Source organism: Streptomyces sp. NPDC021225 (assembly GCF_044332865.1).
Classification (GTDB): domain Bacteria; phylum Actinomycetota; class Actinomycetes; order Streptomycetales; family Streptomycetaceae; genus Streptomyces.
This window is the reverse complement of record NZ_JBIRPV010000016.1, coordinates 110,967-128,781: the sequence shown is the minus strand read 5'-3', so window position 1 is coordinate 128,781 and position 17,815 is coordinate 110,967. Positions and strand designations below refer to the sequence as shown.

The window sequence follows — 17,815 nt, the reverse complement described above, 5'->3', positions numbered from 1 at the left end:
AGAGGGAGAGGAAACGCATGCAACGCGTACGGGGGCAATCCTTCTGTCAGGGGCCCGAGCCGGACCGCACCGAGGACGATCCGCGCGACGCCGTGCAGGCGCTGCTGACGGCCGCGGACTCCGCCCCCGGCGGGGCCGTCGTCACCGTGGCCGCGGACGGTTCGACGACCGCGCTGCCGTACCCCGAACTTCTGCTGCGGGCCCGGCGGCTGCTCACCGGGCTCCGTGAGCGCGGTCTCGGCCCCGGCGGCGCGGTGGTGCTGTGCGGCCTGCCTCTGGCCGAGTTCTTCCCCGCCTTCTGGGCCTGTGTGCTCGGCGCTGCCCGCCCCGTCGTCATCGCGGAGCACCCTGCCCCGGGCTCGCCGACCCTCGAACGGCTCCTGCATGCGTGCGAGTTGCTGGACCGGCCGCTGGTGCTGAGCGACCCGGTCGTCGCGGCGGGGCTCGCGCGGTCCGCGCCGCAGCTCCGGGTCGTGGCCGCGCAGGACTGCCTGCACGCGACGCCCGCGGCCGGCCACATCGAGCCGAGCGCGTCCGACACCGCCCTGCTGATGCTGTCCTCCGGCAGCACCGGCGTGCCCAAGGCGGCGCGGCTGACGCACGCCGGCCTGGCGGAGTTCGCGGCCGGCGCCCGGCGAATCCTGGACGTCGGTCCCGACGACACCATGGTGAACTGGCTGCCGGTCGACCACAGCGGCGCGTTCCTGCTGTACCACATGCTCGCCGTCTTCACCGGTTGCACCAATGTCCACGCGCCGACCGAGCTGGTCCTCGCCGATCCCCGGCGCTGGCTCGACCTTCTCGATGAACACCGGGCGCAGCACAGCTGGGCTCCGACCTTCGCCTACCAACTCGTCGCGGACGCGCTCGCGGAGCGGCCGGAGGGGAGCTGGGACCTCAGCCGCGTCAAGTCCCTGCTCTGCGGGGGCGAGCGGATCGCGCTGCCGGTCCTGACCCGGTTCCTCGACGCCACGGCCGCGTACGGCATCCGGCAGGGGCACATCGTCCCGGCGTGGGGGATGGCCGAGACGGTCACGGCCGTGACCTACGGCCGGCTCGACCGGCCCGGTACCGTGCACCGCCTGCTCAAGAGCAGCCTGAGCGGCCACCTGACACGAGCCGGTGAGGAAACAGCCGAGGACGACTGCGTCACGTTCGTCGCGGCCGGGGCACCGGCGCCCGGCGTCGCCCTGCGCATCGTCGACGATCACGGCGAACTCGCTCCCGAGGGCAGAATCGGCCGCCTCCAGGTGCACTCCCCCGCCCGTCTCACCCCCGGCTATGTGAGGAACCCGGACGCGGACGCCGCGGCCTATCCCGCCGGGCGGGACTGGCTGGACAGCGGGGATCTCGCCTTCCTCGACGCGGGCCAGGTCGTCATCACCGGCCGGCGCAAGGACCTGATCATCCTCAACGGGCACAACGTCTACTGCCACGAGGTCGAGGAAGCCGCCACCGCGGTCGCCGGCGTCCGGCAGGGGGACGTGGCCGCCTGTGGCATCCCCCACCCGGAGCGGGGCACGGAGGAGGCGGCCGTGTTCTTCGTGAGCCGTGGCGCCACCGATGACGTACGGATCGCGGCCGAGGTGAAGGCGGCGCTGTTCTCCAGGCTCCGGCTCGCCGTGACGCATGTCCTGCCGGTCCCGCGAGACGAGTTTCCCAGGACGCCCGCCGGAAAGGTGCGCCGCGCCGAGCTCCGGGACCGGCTGACGGGAGGCGAATTCACCGCGGTCACGGCCACGGACCCGCGCACCGAGATGGATCCTGACGCGGTCACGCGGGCGGTGCGGGAGGAGATCGGCGCGGTGCTGGGGCGGCCGGTGGACACGGACCTGCCGTTTTACGAGCTCGGTCTGACCTCCGTGCTTCTGGTGCGCCTGCGGGCCCGGCTGGAGGAGCGGCTCGGGACGCGGATCGCCCAGACCGCCCTCTTCGAACACCCCACCGCCGCCGCGCTCGCCGCGCATCTGTCCGGCGCCGCCGGCACACGGGCCGAACCCACGCACGCCGGCCTCGTCCCCGAGGACACCACCGATCGGCGTATCGCGGTCGTCGGACTGTCCCTTCGTTTCCCGGGCGCGGAGACGCCGGAGCAGTTCTGGGCCAACCTCCGCGACGGCGTGGTCAGCGTCCGGGCCTTCGACGAGGAAGATCTTGTCGCGGCGGGTCTGCCGCCCGAGTCCGTGAGCGCCCCCGACCTCGTGCCCGTCGGCGGAGTCCTCGACGGGGTCGAGGAGTTCGACGCGGACTTCTTCGGAATGCCCCCCAAGGAGGCCGAGCTCACGCACCCCGCGCACCGGCTGTTCCTGGAGTGCTGCCACCAGGCGCTGGAGGACGGCGGCTACGCGGCGGCCGAACCGGGCACCCGGATCGGCGTGTTCGCGGGGTCGGGTATGAACCTGTACGACCACCAGCTGCCATCGGCGTTCGGATCGCCCGACGCCATGGCGGACCCCGCCACCGGCCTGCAAACGGCCATCGGTCGCCAGCCGGACTTCCTCGCCTCTCGTGTCGCCTACCGGCTCGGGCTCACCGGCCCCGCCATCGGTGTGCAGACGGCGTGTTCCACCTCGCTGGTCGCCGTACACCTCGCGGCTCAGGCGGTGCTGAGCGGGGACGCGGACCTGGCGCTGGCGGGCGCCGCGGCCGTGCACTTCCCTCAGGAGACCGGCTACCGCAGCCACCCCGGGTCGATCCTGTCGCCCACCGGGCGCTGCCGTGCCTTCGACGCGGAGGCCGACGGCACGGTCGGCGGCAACGGTGTGGCGGCCGTCCTGCTCAAGCGGCTCGACCGTGCGCTGGCCGACGGGGACACCGTGCACGCGGTGATCCTGGGATCCGCGGTCAACAACGACGGCGCGGACAAAGTGGGCTTCGGCGCACCCGGCGTCGCGGGACAGGTCGAGGTGGTACGCCAGGCGTTGCGCAGGGCGGCCGTCCCGGCGGACACGATCTCGTACGTGGAGGCACACGGGACGGGCACGCGGCTCGGCGATCCGGTGGAAGTGGCGGCCCTCGCCCGTGCCCTTGGCGAGGGCACCGAGCGCAGAGGATTCTGCGCGGTCGGCTCGGTGAAGCCGAACATCGGCCACCTCGACAGCTGCGCCGGTATGGCGGGGCTGATCAAGACGGTCCTGATGCTGCGCCACCGCACGCTGGTCCCCACGCCGCGACTGACCCGGCCCAACCCCGAACTCCGCCTGGACGACGGCCCGTTGACGCTGGCCACCGAGGTGAGGCCGTGGTCGCCACCGGGCGGTGTGCCGCGCCGGGCCGGAGTCAGCGCTCTCGGTGTCGGCGGCACCAACGCGCATGTCGTGCTGGAGGAGTCTCCCGCACGGTCCGAGGCGTCGACGGCCGCGCCCGAGCTGCCCGTGCTCGTGCCGGTGTCGGCCCGCGACGCGCAGGCCCTGGACGAACTCACCGGCCGGCTCCGCGACCGCTTACGGCAGCGGCCCGAACTCGCGGCCGCGGACGTGGCGGCCACCATGGCGCTCGGCAGGCCGCACCGCGGGGTGCGGGCCGCGGCCGTCGGCCGGACCGCCGAAGACGTCGCCCGCGCTCTGGCGGAGCGGCGGGCGCCGCGGGGCGGCCCTCTTGGGCCGCTTGCCTTCGCCTTCCCGGGACAGGGCAGCGCGCGCCACGGGATGGCGAGCGGACTCTACGCCGCGCATCCCGCCGCCCGGCGCGTACTGGACCGGTGCGAGGAGATCTACGCGGGCGAGTTCGGCGGAACCCTGTTGCCGCTTCTCCTGGCGGAGCCGTCCGCCGAGAGCGAGGTCTGGCCCTCCGAGACGGCCCAGGCCGCCCTGTTCGCCCACCAGTCGGCGCTCGCCGAGGTGTGGCGCGCGGCGGGTGTCCGCCCCACGCTGCTGCTGGGCCACAGCGTCGGCGAGTACGCGGCGCTGTACGCGGCCGGCGCGCTGACGCTGGAGGCGGGGCTGCGGCTCACCGCGTGGCGCGGACGCCTGATGCACAGGGACTGCCCGGCCGGTGGCATGCTCGCGGTCCGCGCCGACGCGCACACCGCGCGGCGCATCGCCGATGTCGCCGGTGCCGAAGTGGCCGCGGTCAACGGGCCGCGCGCTCACGTCATCTCGGGTTCGCGCCAGGCCCTGGACGAGGTGGCGAAACTGCTCGACCAGGAAGGACTGCGCCGGCGGGCGCTGCCCGTCGACCGGGCCTACCACTCGGCCGCGATCGAACCGGCCCTGCGGGGGTTCCGGGCCCACGCCGAGAAAGTGGCGTACCGCCCGCTGCACACCCCGCTGGTGACCGCCGCCGACGGGGAGGTGCGCCGCACGGGCTGGACCGTGGACGCGGACTACCTCTGCCGTCAAGCCCGGCAGCCGGTCCGCTTCGACCTGGCCGTGGCCCGGGCCGTCGGGGAAGGGTGCGAGGACTTCGTGGAGATCGGGGCCGGGAACACCCTCGCCGCCCTCGGCCGGCACTGCGTACCGGAGAGCCGGTGGACGGCCGGGCAGGGTGTCGGTGACGGGGCGGCGGCGCAGACACACGGGCTGCTCACCTCGCTCGGCTCGCTCTACCGCAGGGGAGCCGAGCTGGACTGGCGCGTGCTCACCGGTGGCGGGGGCCGGGTGTCGCTGCCGGGGCACCCGCTGCGAAGACGCCCGGTGGCGGCTCCGGTCCCCCGGACACTCCCATCGCCCTCCCCCACGAAGGTGTCTGTCCTGCCGGGTGAACTTCTGGAGGCGGTTCGTGAGCTGACCGCGGCCAAGCTCGGTATGGACGTCTCGGACGTCACGCCCGACAGCTCCTTCTTCGAGTTCGGCGCGGACTCGCTCTCCCTGATGGGCATGACGGCGGAGCTGGAACAGCGGTACGGCGTACGCGTTCCGGTGCGCGAGTTGTTCGACTCGGCCGACACACCGCGCAGGCTGGCCGAGCACCTGGCGCGCCTGGGCGGCGATCCGGCCGGGAAGACCCCTCGGGACGCGTCCGCGGCGGAGCCGCCCGACGCCGCCCCGACGCCTGTGTCCCGCACGGTTCGGACGGCCTCGGTCCCGACGCCACCCGCACCGGCGGCACCCACCACCGCGCCGCACCCGGGATGCGACTTCAGCCTGTACTTCTTCGGCGACTACCCGGAGGACGCCGAGCGTGACAAATACGCGCTGATCATGGCGGCGGCGGAGTTCGCCGACCGGCACGGCTTCCACGCCCTGTGGTTCCCGGAGCGCCACTTCAACTCCTTCGGCGCGCTCTTCCCCAATCCCTCGGTACTCGCCGCCGCGCTCGCGGGCAGGACCAGCCGCATCCGGCTGCACGCCGGTTCGGTCGTGCTGCCGCTCCACCACCCGGTCCGGGTCGCCGAGGAGTGGTCGGTCGTGGACAACATTTCCGGTGGCAGGGCAGGCCTGTGCCTGGCGAGCGGCTGGCACGCCACCGACTTCGCGCTCGCCCCGCAGCACTTCGGCCGGCACCGCGAAGTGATGTACGAGCAGCTGGCGACCCTGCGGCAGCTGTGGTCGGGACGGCCACTCGCCATGACCGCGGGAGACGGCGAGCCGGTCGAGATTCGGCTGCACCCGCGTCCGCTACAGGAGCGGCTTCCCCTGTATGTGGCGGTGGTGGGCAACCCGGACAGCTACCGCCGGGCGGCCGCCGAGGACCTGGGCGTGGTCACCAACCTGATGACGCAGACCGTCGAGCAACTGGCCGAGAACATCGCCCTGTACCGGCGCACGCGTGCCGAACACAGCCTCGACCCGGCGGCGGGCCGGGTCGTGGTGCTCGTGCACACCTACCTCGGCGACGACGCGGAACGGGCACGGGCCGAGGCGTACCGCCCCTTCGTCTCCTATCTGCGCTCCTCGCTGTCCCTCTTCGACCAGGTCACCAACAGCCTGGGCTTCGACGTCGACCTGGACAGCGCCCCCGAGGAGGACGTGGAGTTCCTGCTCGGGCGCGCCTACGAGCGCTACTGCGACTCCCGCGCCCTGATCGGCGATGAGCACAGTGTCACCGGGACGGTGCGCCGGCTGGTGGCCGCCGGAGTGGACGAGATCTCCTGCTTCGTCGATTTCGGTATCCCGGCCGAGCGGGTGCTGGCGGCGCTGCCCGCCCTCGACCGGATGCGCCGCCGGAACCAGCCCCGGGAGCGGGAGCAGGCCGCCCTCGTGCCGGAGCGGATGCCGCTGTCGCCGGCGCAGCGCCGCATCTGGTTCCTGGAGCAGCTGCACCCCGGCACCAGCATGTATCACGAGCCGAAGGCGATCCGTCTGGACGGCCCCCTGAACATCCCGGCCCTGCGGTGGGCGTTGCGGCGGGTCGCGGAGCGGCATCCCGCGCTGCGCACGGTGTTCGGGGTCGCCGACGGAGTGCCGTACCGGGAGACACTCGGCCGGACACGGCTCGAGTGTCCGGTCGAGGACCTGGGCGGGGCGACGGAGGAAGAGGCGCTGCGCGCCGCGCTGGAGACCGAAGGGGGCCGACTCCTCGCCCTGGACACCGGCCCGCTGGTCAGGGCCCGGCTGCTGCGCCTGTCGGAGGAGCGGCATGTGCTCTTCCTGCTGGTGCATCACATCGTCTTCGACTCCTCCTCCACGGTGGTCCTGGTCCATGACCTGGCCGCCTACTACCGCTCCTGGCCGAACGGCGAGCCCGCGCTGCCGCACCTCGCCGAGGCGCCCCCGCCCGGCGAGCCGAACCCCGCCGAGGTCGGCGAGTCCCTGGAGTTCTGGCGGCGGGAGCTGAGCGGCGTCCCACAGCTCTCCCTGCCCACCGACCGGCCCCGCCCGCCGGTGCGGTCGGGAGCGGGAGCGAGCCTCACCCATGAGCTGGACGCCGAGCTCGTGGGCGGGTTACGGACGTTCGCCGCCGCACACCGCGCCACCCTCTTCATGACGCTCATCAGCGCCATCGGCGCGGTGCTCGGCCGGTTCGGCGGGCAGCGGGACGTGGTCCTCGGCACGGCGGTGGCCGCCCGCCCGGCCGGCGTCGAGCATCAGGTCGGTCTCTTCCTCGACACCGTCGCCCTGCGGCTGGACCTCACCGGCGACCCGGACTTCCCGACCCTGCTGCGCCGGGTGCGGCAGCGGAGCACCGCGGCGTACGAACACCGCGGCGTGCCCTTCGACGAGCTGGTCGGTGCGTTGAACCCGCACCGCGACCCCGGCCGCAATCCGCTCTTCCAGGTGATGGTGGAGTACGAGAACGAGGGCGAGGTGGACTTCGATCCGCCCCGGCTGACGTCCACGCTCCTGGACATGCCGAGTGGCCGCGCCCCGTTCGACCTCAGCGTCTATCTGACACATCACCGTGACGGCGTGCGGTTCATGGTCGAGTACGACACGGCTCTGTTCGACGAGACCACCGTGCGCCGGTTGGTGGACTACGTGGAGCAGACGCTGCGCCGCGCCCTCGACGCCCCCGGTGCGCCGCTCGGCGAACTGACCGCCGTCACCAACCCCGACCGGGACACCCTGGCCCGCCTGGGACACCCGGACGAGCCGCCTCCCGACACCGAGGACACCCTGCACGCCCTGTTCGAGCGGCAGGCGCGGCGCACCCCGGATTCCGTCGCGCTGATCAGCGGCGAACGGCACGTCGGCTACCGGGAGTTGGATGCGGGGGCGGACCGGCTCGCCCGGCGGCTGCGCGCCCGGGGCGCGGTGCGCGGGGAGCGGGTGGCGGTGCTTCTACCGCGCGGCCCGCAGCTGATCACCGCCCTGCTGGGCGTGCTCAAGAGCGGCGCCGCGTATGTGCCCCTCGACCCCTCCGTACCCACCCCGCGGCTCGCCGGGCTCCTCGACGACTGCGCGCCCGTCCTGCTGCTGACCTCCGACGCCGCCCTGGCGCTCCACCCGGACCTCGCGGCACGGCTGCCCGTACAACTGGCCGGGGATATCGACGACACCCTCCCGGCCGATCCCCTTCAGGGCGGGGCCCGTCCCGAGGATCCCGCCTACTGCATCTACACCTCGGGCTCGACCGGCCGCCCCAAGGGCGTGGTCGTCCCTCACCGAGGCCCGGCCAACCTGGTGCGCGGACACCTTCGGGACCATCCGGCGCTGCGTACCCTTCAGTGGACCTCGGCCGCGTTCGACGTCAGCGTGCAGGAGATCTTCACCACGCTGGCCTCCGGGGCCGCGCTCGTGCTGATCGGCGACGAGGTGCGGCACGATCCCGCGGCCCTGGCGCAGGTGGTGCGGCGCCACGAGGTGCAGCGGATGTTCATGCCCTGCACCCCGCTGAAGTATCTGATCGGGACCGGGCCCCGGCTGCCGTCCCTGCGCGAGCTGGTGTCGGCCGGTGAGGCACTCCAGCTCACCGGTGCCTTCCGCCGCTTCCTCGCCGCGCACCCGCGGTGTGCGCTGTACAACCAGTACGGGCCCACGGAGGCCTCGGTCATCGTCACCTCGCACCTGGTCGACCCGGGCGGCGAGGAGTGGCCACCGATCGGCACCCCGGTGCCCGGAGCGCGGATCTCGCTCCTGGACGGTGCCGGGCGGGAGGTGCCCGTGGGCGCGGTCGGCGAGATCTGCGTGGGCGGCGCCCCGGTCGCGCTCGGCTACCACGGCCGACGCGAGGAGACCGCCACCGCTTTCCTCGACGACGGCGCGGGCGGGGTGCTGTACCGGACGGGAGATCTCGGGCGCTGGCGTGCCGACGGCGCCCTGCACTACTGCGGCCGGGCCGACGACCAGGTCAAGATCCGTGGACACCGGGTCGAACCCGGCGAGGTCCTGGCGGCGTTGACCGCGCTCCCCGGCATCCGGGACGCCGCCGTCGTACCCCGTCGCGACCGGCACGGAGACACGGAGCTGGTCGCCTATGTGGTGCCCACGGACTCGGCGTCCTTGGCGGCCGATGTCGGGCGGCTGCGCGCCGCGCTCCCCGACCATCTGGTGCCGCGCCACTGGGTGTCCCTGGAGCGGCTCCCCGTGAACGCCTCCGGCAAGCTCAACCGTGCCGCCCTGCCCGAGCCCGACGCCGACGACGGGTTCCGGGAGGCCGACGACGGGCCCGTCACCCCCCTGGAGAAGGCGCTGCACGACCTGTGGTGCGAGGAACTCGACGCGCGGCGGATCCCGTTGGCCGCTTCCTTCTTCCGGCTCGGCGGCCACTCCCTGGGCGCGATCAGACTGCTGAACCGGATGCGGGACCGCCTGGACATCGACCTCGCCATGGCCGACTTCTTCCTCGACCCGACCATCCGGGGCGTGGTGGCCCGCCACGAGCCGGCCCCCGCGCACGAGGTGGTGGACACCGCGCCGATGCCGTCCACCATGCGCCGCCTGTGGCATCGCCACCATGAACGCGCCGACCCGAGCGTCTACAACGTCGCCCACCGCGTCGACCTGCGCGGCGATCTGGATCCCGGGACCCTCGCCCGGGCCCTGCAGGATCTGGTGCGGCGCCACCAGGCGCTGCGCGGCCGGGCGGCGCGGCACGACGGCGGAGCGTACGTCGTCGAGATACTGGCCGAGGTGCCCGTGGATCTGCCGGTCACCGACCTCTCCGCACCCGCCGAGGACACCGCCTCCGTCGAACGATGGTGCCGGGAGCAGGCATCCCCCGCGTTCGCGATGGATCGGGCACCGCTGTTCCGTTTCCGTCTGGCGCGTCTCGGGGCGGACCGCTGGGTGCTGGTGACCGTGTTCCACCACGCCATCTGCGACGGCTGGTCCCTGGGGCTCATCTGGCGCGACCTGCAAGAGCTGTACAACGCGCGGCGGGCCGGCCTCGACGCCCGGCTTCCCGCCCTCACCACACAGTTCGCGGATATCGCCCGAGCGGAGCACGAGCTGGGTGACGAGCGCAGAGCGGAGCTCGAACGGTTCTGGCGTACCGAACTCGACGGCGCTCCACTGCGCGCGGCCCTGCCCTGCGACCGGCCGCGGCCCGAGATGTTGTCCGGCCGGGGCGCCCTGCACACCGTGGTCGTCGACGGCGGGACACCCCGTCGGATCGGGGACACCGCGACACACCTGGGCACCACCCCTTACGCCGTGCTGGCGGCGGCGTTCGCCACCTGGCTGGCCGGGGTGTGCGGCGGGTCCGCCGACGTGGTGCTGGCCGCGTCCAGCGCGAACCGCCTGCGGTCCGAGCGATCCGAAGTGGTCGGGCTGTTGGGCGACGCCGTCCTGCTGCGCGCCCGGATCGGCGAGGCCGAGACCTTCGCCGCCCTCGTGACTCAACTCGGCGGAACGCTGTTCACGGCGCTCGACCACCAGGAACTGCCGCTGACGGATGTGGTCGAGCTGGTCTCCCCGCAGACCGGGGACATGCCGTTCCCCACCGTGCTGTTCACCGTCGTCACCACGCCACCGCCCGCTCTTGACCTGCGGTCGGTGTCGGCCTCGGTGCGCGCGCTGCCCATGTCGGGTGTGGCCCGGAACGAGCTGTACGTCGTCCTTCAGCCGCAGGACGACGCCATCACCGTGGTGTTCGAGTACTCCACGGATCTGTTCACGCGGGCCACCGTCGAGGAGTGGGGTTCGGGCTTCACCCGGCTCCTGGGAGAGGTCGCGAAGGACCCGGAGCGCCCTCTGCGGACCCTGCTGGGTCCCTGATCACGCCGCCGGGGCCCATTGGCGGGCCCCGGCGCCGTCAGGCCCGGACGACCCGGATGCCGGCCTCGGTGAACGGGGCGACGAGTTCGTCGGGGGCACCGGTGTCGGTGACCAGCACATCGATCTCGTCGATCGCACAGATGCGGGCGAACGCCCGGTGGCCCAGCTTGGTGCTGTCGGCCACGACGATCACCCGCTCCGCACGGCGGGCCATCAGGTGGTTGATGCTCGCCTCGCCCTCGTGGTGGGCGGTGGCGCCCTGGGTGAGGTCCAGCGCGTCCACACCGATGACGGCCACATCGAGGGAGACCGCGTCGAGCACCCCGGTGGCCAGCGGGCCCATCAGCTCGAAGGACTGGGGGCGGGCGACGCCGCCGGTGAGCACGATCTTGATCTGTGGGCGCACCGCCAGCTCGCTCGCGATGTTCAGCGCGTTCGTCACGATGGTGACGGCGGGGGCGCCCCCGGCGGCGGCCAGGTCCGCGCGTGTGCCGATGGCGCGGGCCGCCTCGGTCGTCGTGGTCCCGCCGTTGAGGCCGACGATCGCGCCGGGGTCGACCATACGGGCGACGGCGGCGCCGATCCGCTGCTTCTCGGAGGCGCGCCGGGCGGTCTTGTAGCGCAGCGGCAGGTCGTAGGACACGTTGTGCGCCACCGCGCCGCCGCGGGTGCGGGTGAGCATCTGCTGTCGGGCGAGTTCGTCGAGGTCGCGGCGGATCGTGGCGGTGGAGACCGCCAGCTCGGCCGCCGCCTGTTCGAGGTCCACCCTGCCGTCCCGGGCCAGCAGCTCCAGGAGGGCGTTCCAGCGTTCGGGCCGTTTCACTCCGCGCCTCCCTCGCCCCTCGTCCCGCTCTCGACCAGCGCGGCTCACCCTATCGCGACCTGACAGGAACGCTGGACTTCTCTGCAAAATCATGCGCATTATCGGCCCGTACGATGCAACTCACATCACGCTGCCTGCTCATTCACGCATAACAAGGGGAGCCGTATGAGCTACACCGAGGCCGAGATCGCCAGCCAGCCGGACTGCTGGCGCCGCGCCGCGCATCTGGTCGGGGAACCGGGCGGAGCGGTGCGGGAGGCGCTGCCGCAGGCGGGCGAGCGGGTCGCCGTGGTCGGGTGCGGCACGTCGTGGTTCATCGCCCAGTCGTACGCGGCGCTGCGCGAGTCGGCAGGCCAGGGCGAGACGGACGCGTTCGCCGCCTCGGAGATGCCGGCGGGCCGCCGCTACGACCGGGTGCTCGCGCTGTGCCGGTCCGGCACCACGACGGAGGTGCTCGAACTCCTCGGCCGGCTGCGCGGCACCGCGCCGACCACGGTGGTCACCGCCGTGCCCGGCTCCCCGGTCACCGAGGTGGCGGACTCGGTGGTGCTGCTCGACTTTGCCGACGAGGAGTCCGTCGTACAGACCCGCTTCGCGACCACCGAACTCGTTCTGCTGCGGGCCCATCTGGGGGCGCCGCTGGACGGTCTCGAGGCCGACGGGCGCGCGGCGCTCGCCGCTCCGGTGGCCGACGACCTGCTCGAGGCCGAGCAGTTCACCTTCCTCGGGCGGGGTTGGACGTACGGGCTGGCGCAGGAGGCCGCGCTCAAGATGCGCGAGGCGGCGGGGGCGTGGACCGAGGCCTATCCGGTGATGGAGTTCCGGCACGGTCCGATCAGCGTCACGGGTCCGAAGAGCGTGGTGTGGTGGCTCGGCGAGGGCCCTTCCGGCCTGGAGGAGGAGATCGCGGCCACCGGCGGCCGGCTGGTGGGTGACGGCCGGGATCCGGTGGCCGAACTGGTGGCGGTGCAGCGGCTCGCCGTCGCGATCGCCCAGGCGCGCGGCCTCGATCCGGACCACCCCCGGCATCTGACCCGCTCGGTGATCCTCGGCTGGTCGCGACACCGGAACACCTGAACACCGAACCAACAGATCGACGAGCAGCGGAAGGAGCCGGACCATGCCGCTGGTGGCGACCGGCGAGATCGTCGGGCCGGCCGTACGGGCCGGGCTCGGCGCGGGGGCGTTCAACGTCATCCAGATCGAGCACGCCCAGGCGATCGTCGCCGGGGCGGAGGCGGCCGGGGCGCCGGTCATCCTTCAGATCAGCGAGAACGCCGTGCGGTACCACGGGGCGCTGGCCGCCATCGGGCGCGCGGCCGTGGAGGTCGCGGCCGCGGCCCGGGTGCCGGTCGCCGTGCACCTGGACCACGCCACCGAGCCGGCCCTGGTGCGGGAGGCCGTGGGGCTCGGGTTCGGGTCGGTGATGTTCGACGCCTCCGCGCTGGACTACGAGGCCAATGTGGCGGCCACCGCCGAGGTCACGGCCGACTGCCACGCCCAGGGGGTGTGGGTGGAGGCGGAGCTGGGAGAGGTGGGCGGGAAGGACGGGGTCCATGCGCCGGGGGCCCGTACGGACCCGGCCGAGGCCGCCGCCTATGTCGCGGCGACCGGCGTGGACGCGCTCGCGGTCGCGGTCGGCACCTCGCACGCGATGGTCGTCAAGGCGGCGGTGGTGGACCTCGGGCTGGTGGCGGCCCTGCGCGCCGCCGTGCCCGTGCCGCTGGTGCTGCACGGCTCCTCCGGGGTGCCCGAGGCGGATCTGACCCGGGCGGTCGAGGCGGGCCTGACGAAGGTGAACATCGCCACCCACCTCAACGTCGCCTACACACGGGCGATCCGCGACCATCTCGCGGCGCACCCCGAGGCCGTCGACCCGCGCCGCTATGTCGCGAAGGCCCGCGACGCGGTGGCGCGCGAGGTGGCCCGTCTCCTCCCGCTGCTGCGCGCAGTCGCGCTCTGACCCAGCCCCTTCCGGCACCTCGGTGGCGTGCCGTCAGCGGGCTCATCGGAACACGGTGCCCTGGCGGCCACCCCGAGTGCGCTCAGGACGGCGGCCGAGGTCCAGCCCCGCTCGGGTCCTTCGATGACGCCGTAGAGCAGGGCCACGAAGCCGAGGACGAGCAGCGCGGTGGCGGGCAGATCGGGGTGCGCGGCCGCGTCCCGGAGATCGCGGGCGAGTTGGGATAAACGGGTCGTGCGCGGAGGGCTATCCGCGCCCGACAGTTGACATGATCTTATCAAGTCGCCACAGTGCAGGGGAGGTTAGGAAAGGTTCCTAACAAAGGGGTGTGTCATGCGTAAGCGACTCGCGTTCGCGCTCGCCGGCGCCGGTCTGCTGGCCGTCTCCGTCACCACGGGCGCCGGTGCCGCCACCCGGGGCCCGGCACCGGCCCCCAAGTCGGCCAACGAAGGCACGGTCACGGCGGCCCAGTTACTCGCCAAGGTGCAGAGCTGTTCGCAGATATCCAACGGCAAGTACCGCACCGACGACGAGACCTCGGCCACCATCCCGGTCTGCGGCGCCAACGGAGCGGTCTTCTGGAAGGCCGACATGGACATCGACTGCGACGGCCAGGTCACCTCTCGGTGCAACGGGGACACCGACCCGTGGTTCCAGGACGACACCGCCTTCCACCAGTCGGACGGCAAGCCGCTCATCGCCGACAAGCTGCCCTACGTCGTGGTGCCGAGCGCCAGCTCCACCTGGAACTACAGCCAGGCGGGCATCAAGGGCGGCGGCGTGGTCGCCGTCATCTACAACAACAAGGTGCAGTACGCCGTGGTCGGCGACACCGGACCCACCAAGATCATCGGCGAGGCGTCCTACGCGACGGCCAACGCGCTGGGGATCGACCCCGACCCGGAGACCGGCGGCACGGACTCGGGGGTGACGTACATCCTCTTCAAGAACTCCTCGGTGTCGCCCATCGAGAACCACGACAAGGCGGTCTCCGTCGGCGACGGCCTGGCCAAGCAGTTCATCCAGAACAACTGACCCATCCCCCGGCGCAACCACCCGGCGCCGGTACGGCGTGCCATTGTGCGGAAGCGCGGCCCTGGGCATGATCACAGGTCGGGCCCAGGGCCGAACCGACGACGCCGGGGGACACGTCATGCCGCAGGAGCCGCCCACATCCACGAATTCCGCCGCCAGCGGGCCGAGGTGCGTCCACCAGCTGTACGAGGCCCATGTGCGCCGCGCCCCGGACGCGGTCGCCGTCGTCCACGGCCGGGACCGGCTGACGTACCGTGAACTGGACGAGCGTGCCAACCGGCTGGCGCGGCATCTGCGGGAGGCGGGCCTGCCCAAGGGCGGGCTGGTGGCGGTCTGCCTGGGCCGCGACGCCGAGGTCCTGACCGCGATGCTCGCGGTACTCAAGGCGGGCGGGGCTTATGTGCCCGTGGAGCCGAGCGCGCCGCCGTCGTTGCTGCGGCACGTGCTCGCGGACGCGGGGCTGTTCGCCGCCATCACCCGGGAGTCGCTGCGGGTCATGGTGTCCGACACGGTCCGCTCGGGCCGGCCGGTGATCTGCCTGGACACCCAGGCCGAGGCCGTCGCCCGCCGGTCCGCGGAGCCCCTCGACGCCCGGGCCGGCGCCTCGGACCTGGCCTGCGTGCTGTACACCTCCGGCGCGGCCGGGCGGATGCCCAGGGGCGTACTGCTCGAACACCGCCATCTGGTGAGCGCCTACGAGGGGTGGCGAGTGGTGTACCGGCTCTCCCCCGAGGACCGGCATCTCCAGACGACCCCTTCGGAGTTCGCCGGATTCACGGGCGACTGGGTCCGTGCGCTGTGCTCGGGCGGCGCGCTGGTGTCGGCGGGCCGGGACGAGGACCTGGACCGGGCGGGCGACGCCGCCCCGCTGCACCGGCTGATCGTCGACCAGTCGGTGACCGTCTTGGCGTGCGACGTGCCCACCGCCCGGGGTCTGCACCGGCATCTGCGCTCGCGGGGCGCGGACCTCGGGGACGTCCGGCTGATCGCGGTCTCGGGCGACAGCTGGTATCTGGACGAACTCCAGGCCCTGCGCCGGACCCTGGGGCCGCATGTGCGGCTCCTGAACGTCTACGGCGTGACCGAGGCCGCCGGGTCGGGGACGTACTTCGAGCTGCCGGACCGGCCCACGGTCACCGACCACCCGGAGCGCGTCTCGCCGATCGGCACGGCGTTCCCCGGCGCCGCCGTCGCCGTGCTCGGCCGGGGCGGGGCGCCCGCCGCGTGGGGCGCACGGGGTGAACTGGGCATCAAGGGAACGGTCGTGGGCCGCGGCTATCTCAACGGCCCGGCCTTCACCGCCAGTCGCTACCTGCGCACCGGCGACCGCGGCCGGGTGCGCGACGACGGAGGGCTCGAACACCTCGGGCGAGTGGCCTCGCACGCCGACGCCGAGGCGGTGCTGCGCGGGCATCCCTCGGTCGGGGAGTGCCTGGTCACCAGCGTCGAGAACGCCGAGGGCCACAAGACCCTGACCGCCTACGTCACCCCGGTGGACGGCGGCGAGGTCGACCCGAGCGAGCTCAGGCTGTTTCTGGCCACCCGGCTGCCGTCCACCCGGACCCCGCGCACGGTGGTACGGGTGGCCTCGCTGCCCCGCACCCGGGCCGGCAAGCTCGACCGGAGCGCCCTTCCGCAGCCGGCGCGGCGCGATTCAAAACGGCGCGCGTCGGGCGGGAAGGGGACGCTGTCGGTCGACGGAGGTGAAGGGGGCAACCTATGGGGCGCCATCGCGGGGATCGCGGCGCTCTTCTCCTTCCTGTCCTTGATGCTCACCGACGCCCTGTGGCCGTATTCGACCGATCTGTCGCTCGTTCCCAACCCCTGGGCGGCGCTGTTCACCGGGCTGTACGTCTGTGAGTCGCTGGCCTTCGGGCTGGGGATGGGATTCCTGTTCGCCGGGCGGCCGTTGGTGGCCCGCCACGGGCGCTCCCCCGCCCTGACGAGCGCCGCGCACCTCGCCGTGGTCTGGCTGCTGATCGCGTGGTGGCCGCAGGACAACTACTACCGGCTCGCGGCCAAGACGGACTGGGCGCGGCAGGCCGCCCTCGTCTACGCCTTCAACGTCACGCTCATGATCGCCGCCGCCGTGGTCGTCGCGTTCGTCGCGGCGCGGCCCGGGAAGACGGACCGGAGCTGACGCCGGTGTCCAGGAACATCCGGCCCAAGGCGTCGTTGGCCGAGCGCACCACCGCCTCCGCCGCGTCGAGGGCGCCCGGGGTTCGGGCCGCGAGGGCCACGCCCACGTAAGGGTCCGGCTCGAAGGCCGCCGTCACCACCGTCGGCAGCAGCGTCACCCCGAGCACGCGGCACCGGCGGGACAACTCGTCGAGGTGGCCGGCCAGTACCGCGGCCGGGAGCCGGGCGCCCAGCGGCAGCCGGTCCAGAGTCCGTACGACGGGCCGGCCGCCCCGGAGCCGGGCCAGCCTGGCCTGGATCATGAACGCCACGGCCGGGCCGGTGAGCCGGAGGTTGATCTCGACAGGGGCGAGCCGGCCCGCCCGGTCCCTGACGAAGTCGACGTCGTACCAGCCCCGATAGCCCTCGACGGCCAAGGCTCGGCCCACGGCCGCCGCGAACCGCCCGGCGACCTCGGCGGGCGCGTCGGGGACGACGCCGGGGCCGATGGTGACCCCCTGGTAGCTGGTCCCGTCGATGTCCATCACGCCCGCACCCACGGGGTGGACTTCACCCTCGTCGTCGACCAGGGCGTCGAAGGTCAGATTGCGGAAGGGGTCGGAGCCGGATCCATCGACGTACTCCTCGATCAGCACGGCGCCCCGCGCCACCCGTGAGGCGACGGCCCGGGCGCCCCCAGCCTCGGCGACCTGGCGGGGCGTCACCACGGTGGTGCCGAAGCCGCCCACCCCGTACTCCGCCTTGACCACCACCGACGCACCGGCGGCGGCTCGGGCGGCGAGCGCCCGGGCGGCCCGCCGACGCGATGTCACACGCTCCTGGGCGGGGACGACGATGCCGGGATGGGCCGGGGCCAGGGCCTGGAACAGCCGGTGGGCGGTCGCCTTGGACTCATAACGACGCGTCACGCACAGCGCCTCGCCGGGGCCGGAATCCGATCCGGGCCGAGCCGTCATCCGCTCGGACTCCGGCGTACGGCCCCAGGAGATCACCGGCAGACCGGACTCCCGGATCCGCTCCAGCAGCGCCGGACGGGACCGAAGCCCCTCGATCACGCCGCCGTCCTCGCCCGCGACCGCGCCGTACACCTCTACGTCCTGCCACTCCAGCACGCGCGCCAGCTCCCGCGCCCAGAAGTCCTCGACCTGCCGGGGGAGGACGAGGATGCGGGGGTTCGGGCTGTGGAAGGCGGCCAGGCAGGCGTAGTGGCCCCCGGCCCGCCGCACCGCGGGCGAGCCGTCGGCGAACTGGGCGTTGAAGTCGCCGACGTTTCCGATGTGCACGGCCGGTGCCCCGCCGGTCCACGCCGCCACCCAG

The 17,815-nt window shown here is 73.3% G+C and carries 7 protein-coding genes; 5 read left to right on the top strand and 2 right to left on the bottom strand.

Features of this window, described 5'->3' with window-relative positions; all coding sequences use genetic code 11:
• The first annotated feature begins 17 nt into the window (after positions 1-17).
• Complete coding sequence (locus ACH4S9_RS41730; protein WP_398376898.1) at positions 18-10,538, top strand: amino acid adenylation domain-containing protein; 10,521 nt, start codon at positions 18-20, stop codon at positions 10,536-10,538.
• A 37-nt stretch (positions 10,539-10,575) separates the two neighbouring features.
• On the opposite strand, the gene ACH4S9_RS41725 is transcribed toward ACH4S9_RS41730, so the two are convergent.
• Positions 10,576-11,361: a DeoR/GlpR family DNA-binding transcription regulator gene (locus ACH4S9_RS41725; protein WP_311722988.1), complete on the bottom strand. Its 786-nt coding sequence runs from the start codon at positions 11,359-11,361 to the stop codon at positions 10,576-10,578.
• A 165-nt stretch (positions 11,362-11,526) separates the two neighbouring features.
• Between ACH4S9_RS41725 and ACH4S9_RS41720 the strand changes: the two genes are divergently transcribed.
• From ACH4S9_RS41720 to ACH4S9_RS41705, 4 genes are all read left to right on the top strand, one after another.
• On the top strand, positions 11,527-12,438 hold the full coding sequence (locus tag ACH4S9_RS41720) for an SIS domain-containing protein (protein ID WP_398376897.1): 912 nt from the start codon (positions 11,527-11,529) through the stop codon (positions 12,436-12,438).
• A 43-nt stretch (positions 12,439-12,481) separates the two neighbouring features.
• On the top strand, positions 12,482-13,324 hold the full coding sequence (locus tag ACH4S9_RS41715; protein ID WP_385341988.1) for a ketose-bisphosphate aldolase: 843 nt from the start codon (positions 12,482-12,484) through the stop codon (positions 13,322-13,324).
• Between the two features lie 333 nt (positions 13,325-13,657).
• Positions 13,658-14,359 carry a glycoside hydrolase family 75 protein gene (locus tag ACH4S9_RS41710; protein WP_311722991.1) on the top strand — a complete coding sequence of 234 codons (702 nt, stop codon included), beginning with the start codon at positions 13,658-13,660 and terminating at the stop codon, positions 14,357-14,359.
• 118 nt (positions 14,360-14,477) lie between these two features.
• Positions 14,478-16,499: an AMP-binding protein gene (locus ACH4S9_RS41705; protein ID WP_398376896.1), complete on the top strand. Its 2,022-nt coding sequence runs from the start codon at positions 14,478-14,480 to the stop codon at positions 16,497-16,499.
• Here ACH4S9_RS41705 and ACH4S9_RS41700 read toward each other — a convergent pair.
• The gene (locus ACH4S9_RS41700; protein ID WP_398376895.1) at positions 16,432-17,811 is read right to left on the bottom strand and encodes a hypothetical protein; all 1,380 of its coding nucleotides are present in this window, start codon (positions 17,809-17,811) and stop codon (positions 16,432-16,434) included. The genes ACH4S9_RS41705 and ACH4S9_RS41700 overlap by 68 nt on opposite strands.
• Positions 17,812-17,815 lie beyond the last annotated feature (4 nt).

Bases quoted from the DNA above. Each gene is read 5' to 3' on its own strand.
- ACH4S9_RS41720 (WP_398376897.1), top strand. From the start codon at position 11,527: ATGAGCTACACCGAGGCCGAGATCGCCAGCCAGCCGGACTGCTGGCGC.
- ACH4S9_RS41730 (WP_398376898.1), top strand. From the start codon at position 18: ATGCAACGCGTACGGGGGCAATCCTTCTGTCAGGGGCCCGAGCCGGAC.
- ACH4S9_RS41710 (WP_311722991.1), top strand. From the start codon at position 13,658: ATGCGTAAGCGACTCGCGTTCGCGCTCGCCGGCGCCGGTCTGCTGGCC.
- ACH4S9_RS41705 (WP_398376896.1), top strand. From the start codon at position 14,478: ATGCCGCAGGAGCCGCCCACATCCACGAATTCCGCCGCCAGCGGGCCG.
- ACH4S9_RS41715 (WP_385341988.1), top strand. From the start codon at position 12,482: ATGCCGCTGGTGGCGACCGGCGAGATCGTCGGGCCGGCCGTACGGGCC.